This is a genomic window from Undibacterium sp. TC9W (assembly GCF_049339865.1).
In the GTDB taxonomy this organism is placed as follows: Bacteria; Pseudomonadota; Gammaproteobacteria; order Burkholderiales; family Burkholderiaceae_D; genus Undibacterium.
This window is the reverse complement of record NZ_JBMPPJ010000002.1, coordinates 123922-140792: the sequence shown is the minus strand read 5'-3', so window position 1 is coordinate 140792 and position 16871 is coordinate 123922. Positions and strand designations below refer to the sequence as shown.

The 16871-nt window shown below is 51.6% G+C and carries 14 protein-coding genes; 1 reads left to right on the top strand and 13 read right to left on the bottom strand.

The features are described from left to right. Positions 1 to 111: 111 nt before the first annotated feature. Positions 112 to 996 (bottom strand): LysR family transcriptional regulator, encoded by an 885-nt coding sequence (locus ACO0LN_RS02930; protein ID WP_422970888.1) that lies wholly within the window; start codon positions 994 to 996, stop codon positions 112 to 114. A gap of 163 nt (positions 997 to 1159) precedes the next feature. On the opposite strand from ACO0LN_RS02930, the gene ACO0LN_RS02925 reads away from it, so the two are divergent. Continuing rightward, a complete protein-coding gene (locus tag ACO0LN_RS02925) occupies positions 1160 to 1963 on the top strand; it encodes a DODA-type extradiol aromatic ring-opening family dioxygenase (protein WP_422970887.1) in 804 nt (267 codons plus the stop codon). A 55-nt stretch (positions 1964 to 2018) separates the two neighbouring features. On the opposite strand, the gene rfaE1 is transcribed toward ACO0LN_RS02925, so the two are convergent. The 12 genes from rfaE1 to gyrA all read right to left on the bottom strand — a co-directional run bounded on the left by rfaE1 (position 2019) and on the right by gyrA (position 16567). After that, complete coding sequence (gene rfaE1, locus ACO0LN_RS02920) at positions 2019 to 2933, bottom strand: D-glycero-beta-D-manno-heptose-7-phosphate kinase (protein ID WP_422970886.1); 915 nt, start codon at positions 2931 to 2933, stop codon at positions 2019 to 2021. Positions 2934 to 2987: 54 nt separating this feature from the next. Then, positions 2988 to 4361, bottom strand: coding sequence for a UDP-glucose dehydrogenase family protein (locus ACO0LN_RS02915; RefSeq protein WP_162059724.1), 1374 nt, complete (start codon positions 4359 to 4361; stop codon positions 2988 to 2990). A 159-nt stretch (positions 4362 to 4520) separates the two neighbouring features. After that, positions 4521 to 5696, bottom strand: coding sequence for a lipopolysaccharide assembly protein LapB (lapB, locus tag ACO0LN_RS02910; protein WP_162042229.1), 1176 nt, complete (start codon positions 5694 to 5696; stop codon positions 4521 to 4523). A gap of 121 nt (positions 5697 to 5817) precedes the next feature. Beyond that, positions 5818 to 6132, bottom strand: a complete 315-nt coding sequence (locus tag ACO0LN_RS02905; RefSeq protein ID WP_422951578.1) for a LapA family protein — start codon at positions 6130 to 6132, stop codon at positions 5818 to 5820. Between the two features lie 167 nt (positions 6133 to 6299). Beyond that, positions 6300 to 6605 (bottom strand): integration host factor subunit beta, encoded by a 306-nt coding sequence (locus tag ACO0LN_RS02900; protein WP_110256992.1) that lies wholly within the window; start codon positions 6603 to 6605, stop codon positions 6300 to 6302. 23 nt (positions 6606 to 6628) lie between these two features. Further along, entirely contained in the window at positions 6629 to 8332 is a 1704-nt protein-coding gene (gene rpsA, locus ACO0LN_RS02895; protein ID WP_422970885.1) for a 30S ribosomal protein S1, read from the bottom strand. 155 nt (positions 8333 to 8487) lie between these two features. Next, a complete protein-coding gene (cmk, locus tag ACO0LN_RS02890) occupies positions 8488 to 9165 on the bottom strand; it encodes a (d)CMP kinase (protein ID WP_422970884.1) in 678 nt (225 codons plus the stop codon). An 18-nt stretch (positions 9166 to 9183) separates the two neighbouring features. After that, positions 9184 to 10521, bottom strand: coding sequence for a 3-phosphoshikimate 1-carboxyvinyltransferase (gene aroA, locus ACO0LN_RS02885; RefSeq protein WP_422970883.1), 1338 nt, complete (start codon positions 10519 to 10521; stop codon positions 9184 to 9186). A 55-nt stretch (positions 10522 to 10576) separates the two neighbouring features. Then, positions 10577 to 11485 carry a prephenate dehydrogenase gene (locus ACO0LN_RS02880; protein WP_422970882.1) on the bottom strand — a complete coding sequence of 303 codons (909 nt, stop codon included), beginning with the start codon at positions 11483 to 11485 and terminating at the stop codon, positions 10577 to 10579. 7 nt (positions 11486 to 11492) lie between these two features. Then, a complete protein-coding gene (gene pheA / locus ACO0LN_RS02875) occupies positions 11493 to 12566 on the bottom strand; it encodes a prephenate dehydratase (RefSeq protein ID WP_422970881.1) in 1074 nt (357 codons plus the stop codon). A 239-nt stretch (positions 12567 to 12805) separates the two neighbouring features. Continuing rightward, positions 12806 to 13909 (bottom strand): 3-phosphoserine/phosphohydroxythreonine transaminase, encoded by a 1104-nt coding sequence (gene serC / locus ACO0LN_RS02870; protein ID WP_422970880.1) that lies wholly within the window; start codon positions 13907 to 13909, stop codon positions 12806 to 12808. 6 nt (positions 13910 to 13915) lie between these two features. After that, the gene (gene gyrA, locus ACO0LN_RS02865; protein WP_422970879.1) at positions 13916 to 16567 is read right to left on the bottom strand and encodes a DNA gyrase subunit A; all 2652 of its coding nucleotides are present in this window, start codon (positions 16565 to 16567) and stop codon (positions 13916 to 13918) included. Between the last annotated feature and the right edge of the window lie 304 nt (positions 16568 to 16871).

Sequence of the window (16871 nt, the reverse complement as noted above, 5' to 3'; positions counted from 1 at the left end):
TAAAGCGAATCTTTAAACGACATAGCCTGGTTTTTATCGCTGGCTATGTAGCTATCAACGGAACTCGGTTAATTCCGTTGACAAGTATTCCACAATTAAATGTCAATATGACTAATCACCCAGCCTGTCTATCAAAAAATCGATAAAACAACGTAGCTTGGGTGGCATCTGACGGCGGCTGGCATACACTGCATACAGATTACCGGTAAAACCCGGCTCATTACCTGCCACCAGTTGCAAACGGCCACAAGCAAGATCATCACCTACCAGCCACTCGGGCAGAAATGCGGCACCCATACCAGCCAGTACGCAGTGATAAGTGAGCGTGGTGTCACCGCATTTCATGACCGCATCCAGTTTTAAAGGTGCCCACTCTGTTTGCACTGGCAAGTGAAACCTTTCAAGCTGCACATAATTGGGCAATATCATCGCCACGTTGATGGCTTCTTCTTTGTTGCCAGCTTGCAGATTTTTCACAAAAGCCGGTGTGGCAACCAGGCGGAATTCGACCTTGCACAAAGACCTGGCAATCAGCGCTGGTGATGGCTCATCGGTCGCCCGCAGCCCCAGATCAAAGCCATCTGCCACCAGATCTACCATGTGGTTATCAAGATGCAGGTTCAATCTGACTAGAGGATAATGTTGACGAAAATCTGCCAGCACCTTCGCAAAGCCGGCGTTGGCACACCAGACCGGAGCGCTGATTTTCAATTCACCGCGTGGTGGCCCGCTCTCTTGTGCAACCGAGGCAACAGCAGCATCAAGAATATCCAGCGCCTGCCTGCCCTGCGCAAAAAAATCCTTGCCCGCCTCAGTCAGGCTCATGCTGCGGCTGCTGCGATTAAGCAGCCTGGCACCCAGCTTGCGTTCCAGCCTGGCGATATGCTTGCTGACCATGGGCGCGGCCATGCCCAGCCTGTCAGCTGCGGCGGTAAAGCTGCCTGATTCGACAATCTCACGAAATACCCTGATGCCACTGATATCTAGTTCATCCATATATCTGCCTCACGCCATCAATGTTGCACTTTTTGGAAACAATACAATTACTTTACCACCATCGATTTCCTTATCAGGAAACATTATGATGAATTTCATGGGCTCTATGGAATGAATTGAAAAAACAAGCCCCTGCACCAAATGACCTGTGGAGGATACTCATATGAAATTGCCTACCTACTTTATTTCGCACGGCGGCGGCCCCTGGCCTTACATGGAAGACATGCGCAAAACCATGCATGTGCTGGAAGCATCACTGGTTGATATGCCACGGCAACTGCCGCACAAACCCAAGGCTATCTTGATGATCTCGGCACACTGGGAGGAAAGCGCATTCAAGGTCATGACAAGCCCCTGGCCAGGCATGCTGTATGACTACGGTGGTTTTCCTGAGCATACCTACAAGGTACATTATTCTGCGCCGGGCTCACCCGAGTTGGCAGAACGCGTAATGGGCCTGATCAAGGATGCAGGTTTGCCCGCACAGGCGGATGCGCAGCGTGGTTTCGATCACGGTGCATTTGCGCCACTGGCCGTGATGTACCCTGAAGCTGATATGCCGGTCGTGCAATTATCGCTGCGCAAAGGACTGGACCCGGCAGAACACCTGGCACTGGGACGTGCGCTCGCCCCTTTGCGTGACGAGGGCATACTCATCATAGGCAGTGGCCTCAGCTACCATAACCTGCGCCGCTTTGGCCCTCTGGCAAAAGAGCCCTCATCAAGTTTTGATGACTGGCTGCAGGACAGCCTGATCGCCAGCAGCACGACAGAAAGAGTCAAGCGTCTGCTCAATTGGGAAGACGCGCCAGCAGCCCGGGTTGCCCATCCGAGAGAAGAGCATTTGTTGCCGCTGATGGTGGCAGTCGGCGCTGCAGAAGATGAAGTTGCCAGTTGTGTTTATCATGAAGAAAACATTTTTGGCGGCGTAGTGGCATCAAGCTTTCGCTTTGGGGCGATCGCCTGATACACCAGTATTGAGGATGCTGGCTTGAATCCTTCAAGCCAGCTCAGGTACTAATTTAATGCGCAGACTCAGGAAAGAGTTCTTCGCACGTCACCGTAGCCGTACCAAGCTTACCGACCACAATCCCACCAGCACGGTTGGCAATCACCACCGCCTCTTGCATGGATTTGCCTTGCGCCAGCATGACGGCCATGGTGGCGATGACGGTATCACCGGCACCAGAGACATCAAATACTTCACGCGCCATCGCTGGCACATGGGTTACGCCATTGGCGGTGAACAGGGTCATGCCTTCTTCTGAGCGGGTCAGCAGCAAACCATCGATTTGCAAATCTGCGCGCAGTTGCTGGGCCCTGGATGTCAGTTCTTCTTCATTGGGCCAGTCACCGATGATCTGCTTCAACTCCGACTTGTTCGGTGTCAGCAGGCTGGCACCAGCATAGCGTTTGAAGTCACTGCCCTTGGGATCAACCAGCACGATCTTGCCTGCAGCCTTGGCCGCAGTGATCATCGCGCTGACGTTCACCAGGCTGCCCTTGGCATAGTCGGACAAGACGACGACATCATAACCAGTCAGCAAAGAATTAAAGCGATTCAGTTTGTCGCGCAAGACATGTTCGGTCGGGCGTTCTTCAAAATCGATGCGCAGCAACTGCTGCTGCCTGCCGATGACGCGCAGCTTGATGATGGTAGAGATTTGCTGGTCACGGCTGAGGTAGGCTTCTATGCCTGAAGTCTTCAGCAGGCGCTCCATGCTATTGCCTGCATCATCGTCACCGATGACACCCATCAAGGCAGCCTGCACGCCCAGGGCGACGGCATTGCGGGCCACATTGGCGGCACCGCCAAGGCGTTCTTCACTTTTTTCCACGCGCACGATAGGCACAGGTGCTTCTGGTGAAATGCGGTTAACTTCGCCGAACCAGTATCTGTCCAGCATGACATCGCCAGCAACCAGAATACGCTTCATTGCTGTATTTTTTTTTGCATCCATATTCTGCATTATTAGTTCGTCATTTATTTGTCATTTATTCGTCAATACGGAGCGGCCTATGCCGTGGTATTCAATGCCCAGTTCGGTCATGACCGTGGGCTCGAACAGGTTGCGGCCATCAAACACCACTGGTTGTTTCAGGCGTGCCTTGACTTCATCAAAGTCAGGGCTGCGGAAGGCCTTCCACTCTGTGACAATCGCCAGCGCGTCGGCTTCAAGCAGTGCATCCATGGGGTTGGCTGCATAGCGTATGGATGCCAGCAATTCTGGCGCATCGTAGAAATCCAGTTCAAATACGCGCTTGGCTTCCTGCATGGAGACCGGGTCATACACTGCCACAGTCGCACCAGCACGCAATAACTCCCCCAGCAAGACGCGTGAAGAAGCTGCACGCATATCGTCGGTATTCGGCTTGAATGCCAGCCCCCAGATGGCAAAATGACGGCCACTGAGGTTTTCGCCAAAGCGTTGCTGTATCTTGTTGCCGAGTACCTGCTTTTGACGCGCATTGACGGCTTCCACTGCCTGCAGGATGAGGAGATTCAAACCATGGTCTTGTGCTGTACGTTCCAGCGCCTGCACATCCTTGGGGAAGCAGGAGCCGCCATAGCCGCAACCTGCATATAAAAAACTATGACCTATGCGCGGGTCAGAACCTATACCGTGTCGCACCGCCTCAATATCAGCACCAACATGGTCTGCAAGATTCGCCAGCTCATTCATGAAAGAGATGCGGGTCGCCAGCATGGCATTCGCTGCGTATTTGGTGAACTCTGCCGAGCGCACGTCCATCCAGTAAGTGCGTTCATGATTGCGGTTGAAAGGCGCATACAACTTCTTCATCTGGCTGCGGGCTTTTTCACCTTGCGGTGTCTGGTCGCAACCGATGACGATGCGGTCAGGGCGCATGAAGTCTTCTACTGCTGCGCCTTCTTTCAAAAACTCTGGATTGGAAACTACCGAGAACTCTGCCGTCACTGATCGTGCCGTCAATTCAGCAGCGATGGCAGCGCTGACGCGGTCTGCGGTACCCACAGGCACGGTAGATTTATCAACAACTACCTTGAAGTTCGTCATGTACTTGCCGATATTTTTTGCCGCCGCCACGACATATTGCAAGTCGGCAGAACCGTCTTCATCCGGCGGTGTGCCGACAGCGATAAACTGCACGTCACCGTGTTTGACACTGGCTTCAACATCGGTAGAAAACTGTATGCGGCCCGCAGCGCGATTGCGCGCAACGATTTCTTCCAGGCCCGGCTCATGGATAGGGATGCCGCCGTTATTGAGGATGTCAATCTTGCGCTGATCGACGTCGAGGCAAAATACATCATTACCCAACTCAGCCAGGCAGGCACCTGTGACCAGACCGACATAACCTGTACCAATAATTGTGATTTTCATTTTTTGATCACCAAATAAAAATAAGTCATTCTGCACATCCAAATATCTAGTCATCCACATAGATTTTCAGATTGCAGCCCTTATTCAAGATTCTTTAACTTAACGAGTATCCCTGAAACCTTGCGCAAATCAGTCTGCACTCAGGCATGACAGCGATCATTAATTCATGACGTTCAGCTCTTCTGTGCGGCGTGGTGGATAAGTTTCCCACTTACTGCAGCCAGGGCAATGCCAATAAAACTGCCTGGCCTTGAAACCGCAATTGGAACACTGATAGCGCGCCAGTTTTTGCGCATAGCCATGTACCAGGTTCTTGATGATGGCCAGTTCCGGCCTGACTTCAGGTGGCACCACCATGATGCGACCATCCAGCAATTTATCCAGACCCAGCAGCGTTGGGGTACGGCGCAATTCTTCACTGACCAGGCTATTGACGGCTTCTATACCTTCCAGCTCCAGCGTGGCCTTGAAAGCGACTTCCAGCAAATCTATCGACGGTGCCTCTGCCAGGTAATTTTTGAGCAGGTTCAATCCCTCTTGCGACTTGTCGAGCTTGCGGTATGCATCCATCAGGCGCTGCGCCACTAGTGCCACATGCGGCACGCTTTGCTGCTCCACCCGGCGCCAGGTAGCCAGAGCTATCTCAGTGTCCCCATTGGCCATATACACATCACCCATGAGGATGATGGCGCGTACATTATTACGATCTGCTGCGAGTGCTTTTTCAAGATTGGCCAGGGCCGCTTCTGTATTGGTATGCACCAGCTCATCCTGGGCAATTTCGCAGTAGAACTGGGCGATTTCTTTTTGACGGCCACCAGCACCACATTCCTGCAAGGCATTGGCTGCCTCAATCGCACGCGCCCATTCTTTTTCTCGCTGGTAAATTTCCAGCAAGGCGCGTCTGGCCTGGGCTTCAAACGGGCTGTTGACGAGCAGGTTGTAGGTTTCTTCAGCACGGTCGAGCAGACCGGCTTTCAGGTAATCCTGCCCCAGTTCATACATGGCCTGGGTTTTTTGCTCTGTGGGCAGGTCTGGCCTGGCCAGCAGGTTTTGATGCACGCGGATAGCGCGTTCAGTCTCACCACGGCGGCGGAACAGGTTACCGAGGGCGAAATGCAAATCTACCGCCTCAGGATCTAGCCTGACGATGTCGATAAAGGCGTCAATAGCCTTGTCTGGCTGGTCGTTGAGCAGGAAATTCAAGCCCTTGAAATAGCCACGCGGCAGGCTGCGGGACTCCGAGATCAACTGACGTATATCGATACGCGCAGCACTCCAGCCCAGGGTAAAGAATAAGGGTATGCCTAGCAGCCACCAAATTTCAAATTCCATGTGTATTTCTTCTTATTGTTGAAAACAATGTCAGTTCAGATGCAAAGCCTGAATTTCCGATATGTCTTTAGCCAATCTTTGTTCGCAGGTCTCAATGTGCTGAAAGCTACGCCCACACGTGTCAGATATTGCGAATGCTATCAGGCTGGGGCGCTTGTGTGCTGGCCCTTTGTGCGGCTTCACGTTCTTTTTCAATTTCTGCCAGAGTCTTCTTATGCTTGTGCAGGTCGCGTCTGTGACGGAATACCATGGGCACCATGGCCAGCGCACCCAACGCAGCACCACCGGCAAAAAAAGCCAGCAGCATGATGACGAGTGGCGCAGATCGTTGAAAGCCAAAGAAATATTGCAGCGTGACTATCTGGTCGTTTTTCAAGGCAAAGCCAAAGAACAGGATAAACAGCACGATGGCGAAAAATCTTGAAATATATTTCATGTATGCATCCTTGATGGATAAGCGGAAAAATCGTCAATGAAGCAATTTATCCCGAAAAGAGCATTGTACTGAAAAAAAACGGCATATCGGAAAACCGATATGCCGTTTTTATCTTTGAGTCATCTAATAGGCTCAACATTCCGAGCTCAACAACCAGTCAGCCTGACTTAGTCATCGTGTATCGGTTGCCCCACCATGGCATCAACACGTTCGCGCAACTCCTTGCCTGGCTTAAAGTGCGGCACCCGTTTTTCAGGGACCATCACCTTGTCACCGGACTTGGGATTACGACCTATCCGTGGTGGACGACTGTTCAGTGCAAAGCTGCCAAAACCGCGGATTTCTATGCGTTGCCCTGTTGCCAGGGCATCCGACATTGCATCCAGTATGGTTTTAACAGCGATATCCACATCTTTAGCTACCAGTTGCGGATATCGCTCTGCCAGACGAGCTATCAGCTCCGACTTAGTCATAGTAAAAACCTTATGACTTAATCTTAGTTTTTATTGTCGAGCTTGGCTTTCAACAAAGCGCCCAGGCTGGTTGTGCCGGATGCTGCGTTGGAATCAGTAACGGACATTTTTTGCATAGCTTCTTGTGTTTCAACGCTATCTTTAGCTTTGATAGACAATTGGATACCACGCGCTTTGCGGTCGATGTTCAATACTAGGGCTTCAACTGTGTCGCCGACTTTCAGGTGTGTACCAGCATCTTCCACGCGGTCGCGGGAGATTTCGGATGCACGCAGGTAGCCTTCAACGTCGTCTGCCAACTGGATTACTGCGCCTTTGGCTTCAACGGATTTAACTGTACCTGTAACAACTGCACCTTTGTCGTTCATTGCGCAGTAGTTATTGAATGGGTCACCTTCCAGTTGCTTAACGCCCAGGGAAACGCGCTCACGCTCAACGTCGATTGCCAGAACGATGGCTTCGAGTTCGTCACCTTTCTTGAAGCGACGAACAGCTTCTTCGCCTGTTTCGTTCCAGGACAGATCAGACAAATGTACCAGACCGTCGATGTTGCCAGACAAACCGATAAATACGCCGAAGTCAGTGATGGACTTGATCGCGCCGCGAACTTTGTCACCTTTCTTGTGGTTGATCGCGAAATCATCCCAAGGATTGGCTTTGCACTGTTTCATGCCCAGGCTGATACGACGACGTTCTTCGTCGATTTCCAGAACCATGACTTCAACTTCGTCGCCCAATTGAACAACTTTGTTTGGTGCAACGTTTTTGTTAGTCCAGTCCATTTCGGACACGTGAACCAGACCTTCGATACCTTGCTCGACTTCAACGAACGCGCCGTAGTCGGTCAGGTTCGTTACTTTACCGAACAGACGTGTGTTCGCTGGGTAACGACGGGACAAACCTGTCCATGGGTCGTCGCCCAATTGTTTTACGCCCAGGGAAACACGGTTTTTCTCTTGGTCGAATTTCAATACTTTTGCAGTGATTTCCTGACCAACTGTCAACACCTCGGAAGGGTGACGTACACGACGCCATGCCAGATCGGTGATGTGCAACAAACCATCGATGCCACCCAGATCAACGAACGCGCCGTAGTCAGTGATATTTTTAACAATACCAGTAACCACTGTGCCTTCTTTCAGGGTTTCCATCAGTTTTTGACGCTCTTCGCCCATGGACGCTTCAACAACAGCGCGGCGGGACAGCACAACGTTGTTACGTTTGCGGTCGAGCTTGATCACTTTGAATTCCATGGTTTTGCCCTCGTAAGGAGTTGTATCCTTAACTGGGCGTGTATCAACCAAAGAACCTGGCAAGAAAGCGCGGATGCCGTTCGTCAGAACAGTCAGACCACCTTTGACTTTGCCATTTACTGTACCAGTAACGATCTCGCCAGACTCCAGCGCTTTTTCCAGCGCGAGCCAGGAGGCCAGACGTTTAGCTTTGTCACGGGACAAAATTGTGTCGCCGAAGCCGTTTTCCAGCGAATCAATCGCTACGGAAACGAAATCGCCGATATTAACTTCCAGGTCGCCCTGGTCGTTTTTGAATTCTTCAACAGGGATAAAGGCTTCAGACTTCAAGCCAGCGTTAACGATCACGAAGTTGTGGTCGATACGGACGACTTCAGCAGAAATCACTTCACCGGAACGCATATCCTGACGTGACAGGGATTCTTCGAACAAAGCTGCGAAGCTATCTGCACCGGTTGCGAAATCTTGGGACATAAAAACAGTAGACATAGTATTTACAAGTTAGCCGGAACGGTGCAAAAGACACTATTAACCGGGTTAGGTTGAACATCCCCTTATTAACCTTGCGTCAATAAAGGCACTTGAAACGACACATACAGACTTCACCAGCTACTTATTACCTAAGCTACCTATACGGCGTTGTTTGTCTGTGTTTGCGCATACCAGACCAACACTTTATTGACAGCTTCTTCAGCGGTTAATTCAGATGTATCCAGGATGATCGCGTCTGGCGCGGGCTTGAGCGGCGCTGTGCTGCGGGCACTATCTCTCGCATCACGTTCCATCAAATCTTTTACCAAGTTTTCCATATTAGCAGAAATTCCCTTTTCAATCAATTGCTTATATCGACGGCTTGCGCGCGCCTCGGCACTTGCTGTTAAGAAAACTTTCAAGCTGGCATCAGGGAAGATGACTGTTCCCATATCGCGCCCGTCAGCCACCAGGCCCGGCGTATAGCGAAAAGCCACCTGCAAATCAACCAGCGCCTGACGCACTGCTGGCAAAACGGCAATGCGCGAGGCAGCCACGCCGACTTCTTCTGCCCGCACGGCGTCAGTGACATCGGCATCTTCCAGAAAAACATGGCCGTGAACAAAACGGCAAGGCAGGGTTCTTGCCATGCTGGCAATGGCAGTTTCATCTTCAAACGCGATGCCATGGCGGGTAGCCATCAAGGCAGTCAGGCGGTACAGGGCACCAGAATCGAGGTAATGAAAACCCAGATGCTTGGCTACCCTGTGTGCCACCGTGCCCTTACCGGATGCGGTAGGGCCGTCTATCGTGATAACAGGACTTGGTACAGTCATAGATAACTATAAAAACCTTTAAAACAAATCTTGGTGATTAATCTTGGCAAAGACTTCAAAATAATCAGGGAAAGTCTTGGCGACGCATTTTGGATCATTGATGCGCATAGTAGCACCTCTGCGGGCCCGGCCATCGAGGCTGGCCAACGAGAAGCACATGGCCATGCGGTGATCATCATAGGTATCGATCGTGGCTGGCAGGATATGTTCGGGTGGTGTCACCGTCATATAGTCTGCGCCCTCTTCTACTATTGCACCGAGTTTACGCAATTCTGTTGCCATGGCAGACAGGCGATCAGTTTCTTTCACGCGCCAGCTGGCAATATTGCGCAGGGTCGTGGTGCCATTGGCATACAGTGCAGCTACCGCAATTGTCATGGCAGCATCGGGGATATGGTTAAAGTCCATATCTATGGCTTGCAATACGCCATTAGAGCTGACTTCTATCCAGTTGTCGCCACGAGTAATCGTCGCGCCCATCTTTTCCAGCGCCTCGGCAAAGCGTACATCTCCCTGTATGCTGGACTTGCCTACGCCTTCTACGCGAATGGGTCCGCCAGCAATGGCACCTGCTGCCAGGAAATAGGATGCAGAAGAAGCATCACCTTCGACGTGGATGACGCCAGGTGACACATAGTGCTGACCCGTTTTTACTGTAAAGGCCTGCCAGCCATCACGCTCTACCGTCACGCCAAACTTTTGCATGAGATTCAGGGTGATTTCTATGTAAGGTTTGGAAATCAGCTCGCCTACCACTTCTATTGTTACATCATGCTCGCGCGCCATCAAAGGTGCGGCCATCAGCAAGGCAGTCAGAAACTGGCTGGAAACATTACCTTTGACTTGCAAACGCTGGGCATGGATATGGCCACGGCGTATATGTAAAGGCGGGTAACCTGGGTTGCCGGTATATTCTATCTGCGCACCAGCTTCATTCAATGCATCGACCAGGTCACCAATCGGGCGTTCATGCATACGGTGCACGCCGTGGATGGTATAGTCGCCCCCTAATACAGCCAATGCACCAACCAGCGGGCGTATCGCCGTACCGGCATTACCCATGAACAGGTCTGCCTGGTGTTTGGGGAAATGGCCTTTGACGCCCTCTACAGTGTAATTCTGGCTATCGCCATCCTGTTCCCAGTGCACGCCCAGTTGAGTCAGCGCGTTCAGCATGACCAGAGTGTCATCGGATGCCAGCAAATCCATGATCTGGGTCTTGCCCTCTGCCAGCGCTGCCAACAACAAGGTGCGGTTGGAAATACTTTTGGAGCCCGGCAATTTGACTGTGCCCTGCACCTGCATCACAGGTTGCAGATCAAGGTAATGCGGATAATGTTTGCTTGCTTGTGTCATGGTTTTATTCAATTCTGATCTGAGTTTGAAAGCGAGGGGGAGCGCATTGGCGTTATCAATCCCCACCTTCACGCTGCTGTTTCTCGGCTGCCTCAATGGCGCTGATCCAGTTATGGCGCGCGCGCTGGGCATTGGCGTAAATACCTTCTATACCATCACTGTCTGCATCCACCAGATGCTGGCGCAAAATGGACAGGCGGGCAGTGTAAGAATCCAGTTCCTGCAACATCGCAGCCCGATTCGCCAGGCTGATATCGCGCCACATTTCCGGTGATGAACCGGCAATGCGGGTAAAGTCGCGGAAGCCGCTGGCAGCATACTGGAACAAGGTATCTGCATGCGGCTTGCGGGCGATATCATCGACCAGGGCATAAGCCAGCAAATGCGGCAAATGGCTGACTGCAGCAAATACGGCATCATGGGCAGCAGGCCCCAGATGATGGATGATGGCACCGCATTGCTGCCAGGCCCAGGCCACCCTCGCCACATCAGCATCGGTATTTTCTGGCAGGCGGGTGATGACGGCTTTTTTGCCAATATACAAATCCACCAGTGCTGCCTCAGGCCCATTCAGTTCACGTCCAGCAATCGGATGCGCAGGTACAAATTGCGCAATCTTTTCACCCAGGCTGGCGCGTGCGGCGGCAACCACATCGGCCTTGGTACTGCCAGCATCCGTGACTATCGTACCCGGCTGCAAGTGAGGATAAATTGCCTTCAATATTGCGCCAGTCTGTGCGACTGGCGCGGCTATCAGCACCAGATCACAGTTGCACAATGGCTGTTCGGCATTAAAGGCTATTTCATCGATGATACCCAGTTGCTGCGCTTTTTCCAGCGAAGCCTGGCTGCGCCCTAAGCCGACTATCTGCTCAACTGCCCCTGCTTTTTTTAAAGCCAGGGCAAATGAACCACCAATCAAACCTACACCAAAAATCGCTATCCGTTGAAAAGCTTTTTGCATCAGGCACTCACACTGTACAAGGGTAAGAACCCAGCACCTTGAAGAAGGCAGCCTTGTCATTCAATTCGGCCATAGCAGCCTCTACCCTGGCGTCCATGACATGGCCTTCTACATCGACATAGAAATAATATTCCCAATTGCCGGTACGTGCAGGACGTGACTCAAAACGTGTCATCGAGACGCCATGTTTTTCCAGTGGTGCCAGCAGGTTATACACAGCACCCGCCTTGTTAGGGGTCGCCAGCACGATGGAAGTCTGATCCTTGCCGCTAGGTGTAGTACGCAAACGGCCAATGACGGCAAAACGGGTGCGGTTATGCGGATCATCCTGGATATGTGCGGAGACTATGCCCAGGTTGTACTGGTGACCGGCAATTTCACTGGCAATCGCTGCCACGGTGTAATCACCGCTGGCCATACGCGCCGCCTCGGCATTCGATGCCACAGCATGTCTTTCCACATGCGGGAAATGCTGGTTCAGCCAGGCCTGGCATTGCGCCAAAGCTTGCGAATGAGCGCAGATGCGGCTGACGCCTTCCATATTGCCGGACTTGCTCATCAGGCTATGCTGCACAGGGATTGCCAGCTCGCCACTGATGGCCAGGCTGGTTTGCAAAAGCAAATCGAGAGTACGGTTGATCGCACCTTCAGATGAATTCTCGATAGGCACGACACCAAAGTCTGCCGTACCTGCTTCAGTCGCACGGAAAACTTCATCGATAGACACGCAAGGCAAAGGCTGGATGGCATGACCAAACTGTTTATACACAGCCTGTTCGCTGAAGGTGCCGACAGGGCCAAGGAAAGCCACGACCACGCGGCGCTCCAGCGCACGGCAGGCAGACATGATTTCGCGGAAGATCAGTTGTATGTCGTCGCTCAGCAAAGGACCAGGATTGCGCTCAGCCACGCCGCGCAATACTTGCGCTTCACGCTCAGGGCGAAACACTGGCGCATTGGTTTCTGCCTTGACATGGCCAACTTCTTCGGCCACGCGGGCGCGCTGGTTCAGCAAATCCAGGATTTGTGCATCGATAGCATCAATCTTGATGCGCAGGGGGAGTAATTTATTGTCGCTCATAATGACCTAAAAACCGTGTTTGATAGGGTGTGGGCAGGCAGTAATACTGTAGCGCATGACTGCCATGCCGGATATGCTTTTTCGCCGGGCTTTTGACCCGGTTCATCAGCGCCACGGTTTCCAGGTGATGGTGAGTACCATGCTCAGAAAGGGCTGACGATGAAAATAATTTGCGGCGTCTGTTTATAGAGTAAACAAAACAGACGCCAATGTCTTAAGTGCTGTTTTAAGCCCAGGGCTTATGAATTTCTTTTGGCGAAATCCTGCATAAAACTGACCAGAGCCTGCACGCCTTCTATAGGCATGGCGTTATAAATCGAGGCACGCATGCCGCCTACTGATTTATGGCCTTTCAATTGCAACAGGCCATTCGCCTTGGCTTCTGCCAAAAATGCCGTATTCAGGTTTTCATCTTTCAGGTAAAAAGGTACATTCATACGTGAACGGCTGCCTTTTTCTACCCTGTTTTCATAAAAATCCGTGGAATCCAGGTACTCATACAACAGGCTGGACTTGGCAATATTCTTTTGCTCCATCGCTGCCACACCACCCTGCTGCTTGAGCCACTGAAACACCAGGCCCGCGATATAAATCGCATAGGTTGGCGGGGTGTTGTACATGGAATCATTGTCGGCGACGATTTTCCAGTCAAAGGCAGAGGGGCAGATGGGCAAGGCATGGCCTAGCAAATCTTCACGCACGATGACGATGGTCAAGCCCGCTGGGCCGATATTTTTTTGCGCGCCACCAAAGATGACGCCATATTTGGACACGTCTATCACGCGTGACAATATGTGCGAAGACATATCGGCAACAATCGGCGCATCGCCAGTTTCAGCGGCGATATCCGGAGCAAAATTGTATTCGATACCATCGATGGTTTCATTGGTACACAGATGCACATAAGCAGCACCTGGCGTCAATTTCCAGCTATCGCGTGGCGGCACAGTGGTGTAGCCGCCGGCTTCACCAGACGCTGCGATATTGACGTTACCGTATTTTTTTGCTTCCTTGATGGACTTGCCAGTCCAGGAACCAGTGTGCACAAAATCTGCCGTTGCGGGCTGTGGCTTGCGCCCCATGAGGTTCATGGGGACGATGGCGTTTTCGCCCAGGCCACCGCCTTGCAGGAACAGGATCTTATAATTGTCCGGCACCGCCAACAGCTCGCGCAAATCACTTTGCGCAGCAGCGAGGATGGACATGAATTCTGGCCCGCGGTGGCTCATTTCCATGACGGACATGCCACTGCCATGCCAGTCCAGCATTTCGGCAGCGGCTTGCTGCAATACCTCTTTCGGCAATACTGCCGGGCCTGCAGAGAAATTGTAGATCGTCGTCATGATGGCTTACTCCGTTGCGTCGGCTTCTGGTGCGCTGCCTTCTGCTTCACCAGCACCGTTATCGCCTGTATCTACATCGGCATCTGTTTCCACAATGCGTTGCAAGCCAGACAGTTTGGTGCCATCTTCAACCGCAATCAGGGTCACACCCTGAGTTGCGCGACCCATTTCACGGATTTCTGAAACACGGGTACGTATCAGGATGCCACCGGTAGTGATCAACATAATTTCATCCGTTGTCTCAACCAATGTAGCTGCAACAACCTTGCCGTTACGCTCGGAAGTCTGAATCGCGATCATGCCCTTGGTGCCACGGCCATGACGGGTGTACTCAGTGATAGGTGTACGTTTGCCGTAGCCGTTTTCAGTCGCAGTCAGAACAGATTGCTGTTCGTTTTCAGCCACCAGCAATGCAATAACCTGCTGACCTTCATCCAGATTCATACCACGTACACCACGGGCTGTACGGCCCATAGGACGTACATCGTTTTCATCAAAGCGCACGGCCTTGCCGGAATCAGAGAACAGCATGACATCATGCTTGCCGTCGGTCAGTGCTGCACCGATGAGGAAATCACCTTCATCCAGATCGACCGCGATAATGCCGGCTTTACGTGGATTACTGAAGTCAGTCAAAGGTGTTTTCTTGACCGTGCCCAGGCTGGTGGACATGAAAACATAGTGGTCTTCAGGGAAAGTACGGTTATCTCCAGACAAAGGCAGGATGACAGTGATTTTTTCACCGTCCTGCAATGGGAACATGTTCACGATAGGCTTACCGCGTGAAGTACGCGAGCCTTGTGGCACTTCCCATACCTTCAACCAGTACATGCGGCCACGGTTACTGAAGCACAGGATGTAATCATGGGTATTGGCCACGAACAGTTGCTCGATCCAGTCATCATCTTTTGTTGCTGTTGCCTGCTTGCCACGGCCACCGCGTTTTTGCGCGCGGTATTCAGACAAGGGTTGCGACTTCATATAGCCAGTGTGCGACAGGGTCACGACCATGTCTTGCGGCGTGATCAAGTCTTCTGTACCCAGGTCTGTGGCGTTATGGGTGATTTCTGAACGACGTACGTCTTTATTGCCTTCGCCGTATTCATTGCGGGCCAGGGTCAGTTCATCAGTGATGATGACGGTGACGCGTTCTGGCTTGGACAAGATGTCCAGCAAATCGGCGATTTCGGCCATGACGTCTTTGTATTCATTGACGATCTTGTCTTGTTCCAAACCAGTCAAGCGTTGCAAACGCATTTGCAGGATTTCTTGCGCCTGGTCATCGGACAATTTATACAGGCCATCTGGCTGTATGCCGTAATGCTTGGGCAAATTCTCAGGGCGGAAAGCATCGATGCCAGCTAAATTGTCAGCCGCAGTACGCGTCAGCATCTCACGCACCATCGAGCTATCCCAGGCACGGGTCATCAATTCCTGTTTCGCGATCGGTGGTGTAGGTGCGGCGCGGATGATGGCGATAAAGTCATCGATATTTGCTAGTGCAACCGCCAGACCTTCCAGCACATGACCACGTTCACGCGCCTTGCGCAGTTCAAACAGGGTGCGGCGTGTTACCACTTCACGGCGGTGCGACAAGAAGCAGGACAGCATTTCCTTCAGGTTCAGCAATTTGGGCTGACCATTGACCAGTGCCACCATGTTCATGCCGAAGGTGTCTTGCAACTGCGTTTGCTTGTACAGATTATTCAGTACTACGTCAGGTACTTCGCCACGCTTGAGTTCGATCACCACGCGCATACCCGATTTATCGGATTCATCGCGGATGTCAGAAATACCATCGAGCTTTTTGTCACGTACCAGTTCAGCGATACGTTCCAGCAGGGATTTTTTATTGACCTGGTAAGGCAGCTCATCAACGATCAGTGCCGTGCGGTTTTCTTTGCCAAACTCTTCAAAGTGTGTCTTGGCGCGCATGACCACGCGGCCACGACCAGTACGGTAACCATCGCGCACACCAGACACGCCATAGATAATGCCGCCGGTAGGAAAGTCAGGCGCAGGGATGATCTCAATCAGTTCATCAATCGTGCAATCACTATTACGCAAGACATGCAGGGCACCGTTGATGATCTCGGTAATATTATGAGGCGGGATATTCGTCGCCATACCCACCGCAATACCGGATGCGCCATTGATCAGCAGATTCGGGATGCGGGTAGGCAGAACCGAAGGTTCTCTTTCCTTGCCGTCATAGTTGGGGACGAAATCGACAGTTTCTTTTTCGATATCGGCCAAAATTTCATTGGCGATCTTGTCCAGGCGGCACTCGGTGTAACGCATCGCCGCAGCGTTGTCGCCGTCGATGGAGCCGAAGTTACCCTGGCCATCGACCAGGGTATAACGAAGGGAGAAGTCTTGCGCCATACGCACCAGCGTGTCGTAAATGGAGGCATCGCCATGGGGATGGTACTTACCCATGACTTCACCCACCACACGCGCACATTTGACGAAGGGGCGGTTATAGACATTGTTCATTTCGTGCATCGCGAACAATACGCGACGATGCACAGGCTTTAAGCCATCACGCACATCCGGCAAAGCGCGACCTACGATAACGCTCATCGCGTAATCGAGATAGCTTTTGCGCATTTCTTCTTCAAGGGAAATCGGGAGTGTTTCTTTTGCGAATTGATCCATTGGCGGCCGGCGAATTAGAGCTTGGTTAATTAATAACGTCTTTAATAACGTCCTTAATTGAAATCCAATAAGTGAAATCCAATAAGATTTTATTAAGACTGTTAACGACTGACGTTTAACTCTTGATTCTAACATGCCTCCTAAGCTGAATTCCATTTATAGCAATTAAGTCAGGCAAACACTGGCAATAGCCAGCCAAAAAGCCAACTGACGGCATGCAACACTGTCATTCAAATGACAGCCGGGGTGCAAATTTATATGATTTAATCAAAAGCATAATAAAAACACCTGACAAATAATCCCC

Excerpts from the sequence above, each read along its gene's own strand:
- ACO0LN_RS02930 (WP_422970888.1), bottom strand. The coding sequence starts at position 996 with ATGGATGAACTAGATATCAGTGGCATCAGGGTATTTCGTGAGATTGTC.
- ACO0LN_RS02925 (WP_422970887.1), top strand. The coding sequence starts at position 1,160 with ATGAAATTGCCTACCTACTTTATTTCGCACGGCGGCGGCCCCTGGCCT.
- rfaE1 (WP_422970886.1), bottom strand. The coding sequence starts at position 2,933 with ATGAAGCGTATTCTGGTTGCTGGCGATGTCATGCTGGACAGATACTGG.
- ACO0LN_RS02915 (WP_162059724.1), bottom strand. The coding sequence starts at position 4,361 with ATGAAAATCACAATTATTGGTACAGGTTATGTCGGTCTGGTCACAGGT.
- lapB (WP_162042229.1), bottom strand. The coding sequence starts at position 5,696 with ATGGAATTTGAAATTTGGTGGCTGCTAGGCATACCCTTATTCTTTACC.
- ACO0LN_RS02905 (WP_422951578.1), bottom strand. The coding sequence starts at position 6,132 with ATGAAATATATTTCAAGATTTTTCGCCATCGTGCTGTTTATCCTGTTC.
- ACO0LN_RS02900 (WP_110256992.1), bottom strand. The coding sequence starts at position 6,605 with ATGACTAAGTCGGAGCTGATAGCTCGTCTGGCAGAGCGATATCCGCAA.
- rpsA (WP_422970885.1), bottom strand. The coding sequence starts at position 8,332 with ATGTCCCAAGATTTCGCAACCGGTGCAGATAGCTTCGCAGCTTTGTTC.
- cmk (WP_422970884.1), bottom strand. The coding sequence starts at position 9,165 with ATGACTGTACCAAGTCCTGTTATCACGATAGACGGCCCTACCGCATCC.
- aroA (WP_422970883.1), bottom strand. The coding sequence starts at position 10,521 with ATGACACAAGCAAGCAAACATTATCCGCATTACCTTGATCTGCAACCT.
- ACO0LN_RS02880 (WP_422970882.1), bottom strand. The coding sequence starts at position 11,485 with ATGCAAAAAGCTTTTCAACGGATAGCGATTTTTGGTGTAGGTTTGATT.
- pheA (WP_422970881.1), bottom strand. The coding sequence starts at position 12,566 with ATGAGCGACAATAAATTACTCCCCCTGCGCATCAAGATTGATGCTATC.
- serC (WP_422970880.1), bottom strand. The coding sequence starts at position 13,909 with ATGACGACGATCTACAATTTCTCTGCAGGCCCGGCAGTATTGCCGAAA.
- gyrA (WP_422970879.1), bottom strand. The coding sequence starts at position 16,567 with ATGGATCAATTCGCAAAAGAAACACTCCCGATTTCCCTTGAAGAAGAA.